Consider the following 1,661-nt stretch of genomic DNA (forward strand, 5'->3'; position numbering starts at 1 on the left):
ACCAAAATCTTTTAATGCACGTATGCGGTAAAGCGTAATGTATCCATCAAACTCAATTGTTTCATCAGTAAGTTCGTATTTCTTTTTCATGGTTACTATTTCTCACGTTCTACGATTAGGGTGGAGCCACTAATTTTACAATTTCCAGCAATGTCTACACGACAGCGAATATATGCTTGATTGTAAATTTTAGCATTTCCGTAAACGTGTACACTTTCCCCTATAACAGAATTCCCATAAATCCGCGCATAGTCAAAAACCTTGGCATTATCTCGAACAGAAGCACCATCAACTTCGGCATAATCATAAACTTGTGCATTGTCATAAACGCGTGCATTCCCATAAACCCGCGCATCATCATAAACTTTGGCATCACCGTAAACTTGTGCATTGCCAAAAATCCAACAGTCTCTCTTATGGCTTAAGTTGCTCTCTTTTTCTATAAAACCGCCGAGGTCACCTTTTTTGACATATCCAAAGCCTCTTAATGCTCTAATTCGGTGAAGAGTTCTTCCATCAAACACAATTTTTTCATCAGTAAATTCGTATTTTTTCATCTGGTTTGTTACCTAGTTGAGATTCTTTTATCGCCATCAATCCAGTCGTCCCAACATACACATGCTTCACCGTAAATTTTTGCATGACCGTAAACATGCGCATCACCGGAAACTTCTGCATTGCCGTAAACACGCGCCCTATCATAAATGTATGCCTTTTCGTAAACTTGTGCATTGCCATAAACTTCTGCATTATCAAAAACGTGCGGTTCACCGCAAATATATGCATCACCGTAAACTTCTGCATCACCGTAAATGCATGGTTCATCGCAAACTTCTGCTTTGCCATAAATACGAGAATTGTTGTAAACATGNCACCGTAAATGCATGGTTCATCGCAAACTTCTGCTTTGCCATAAATACGAGAATTGTTGTAAACATGTGCATAACCGTAAACTTGTGCATTTTCGTAAACCTTAGCATCACCAAAAACCTTGGCATAACCATAGACTTTTGCATAATCCCCAATCCAGCAATTACCACGATGCGATAGGTTGTCTTCTTTCTCGATATAGCCTCCTAAATCACCTTTCTCGACGTTTCCAAAGTCTCGTAATGCGCGAATGCGGTGGAGAGTTTTGCCCCCAACTTCGATTGTTTCATCAGTAAGTTCATATTTCTTTTCCATAATGATAGCCTCTTAATGCATGCTTTGTCTTTTAAGCTCTTGAGACAGCACCCCCATGCCTTTTGTTGTGATTTTTGCTGAAGGAATGACTTTTTCAGCCTTTGTTGTTGTTTGAATAATGTGGGTTGAGCAATCCATTAGTCCTTTTTGGATTTTATCTTGATAAGGAAGCAAAGGAGCGCCATCAGTAATTCGATATATCCATCTTTTTTCTTGTAAGAAGAGAATGAATTTTTTGGGTTGCATTTCAAGAATTTTAGCAGCTGTAATAAGACCGAAGAGCCCATCAGAGCGTTGCAAGCTTTCAAGAGCCATTGCTTTTGGTTTTAAATCTTCAATGATGGTATCTTTTTGATTTATTTGTCCTTGTAGGTAATTCAAAAAGCCAATCATCGCTTGTGGACTTGAGTAATCGATTTGTGGTGTAACAACTTGCTTTGCACGCCGCTCGCATTCAATAAAATATTGACGGGCTT

General features: G+C 38.9%; 3 protein-coding genes. All 3 read right to left on the reverse strand.

Features of this window, described 5'->3' with window-relative positions; all coding sequences use genetic code 11:
* Positions 1 to 95: 95 nt before the first annotated feature.
* Positions 96 to 557 carry a hypothetical protein gene (locus ACFIJW_RS07390; protein ID WP_375633794.1) on the reverse strand — a complete coding sequence of 154 codons (462 nt, stop codon included), beginning with the start codon at positions 555 to 557 and terminating at the stop codon, positions 96 to 98.
* Between the two features lie 8 nt (positions 558 to 565).
* Entirely contained in the window at positions 566 to 886 is a 321-nt protein-coding gene (locus tag ACFIJW_RS10475; RefSeq protein ID WP_404978539.1) for a hypothetical protein, read from the reverse strand.
* 311 nt (positions 887 to 1,197) lie between these two features.
* On the reverse strand, positions 1,198 to 1,661 hold a 464-nt coding region (locus ACFIJW_RS07400), incomplete at its 5' end, for a phage antirepressor KilAC domain-containing protein (RefSeq protein WP_375633795.1).

The organism is Bartonella sp. MM97QHHN (genome assembly GCF_042194285.1).
Taxonomy (GTDB): Bacteria; Pseudomonadota; Alphaproteobacteria; order Rhizobiales; family Rhizobiaceae; genus Bartonella.

Bases quoted from the DNA above. Each gene is read 5' to 3' on its own strand.
- ACFIJW_RS07390 (WP_375633794.1), bottom strand. From the start codon at position 557: ATGAAAAAATACGAATTTACTGATGAAAAAATTGTGTTTGATGGAAGA.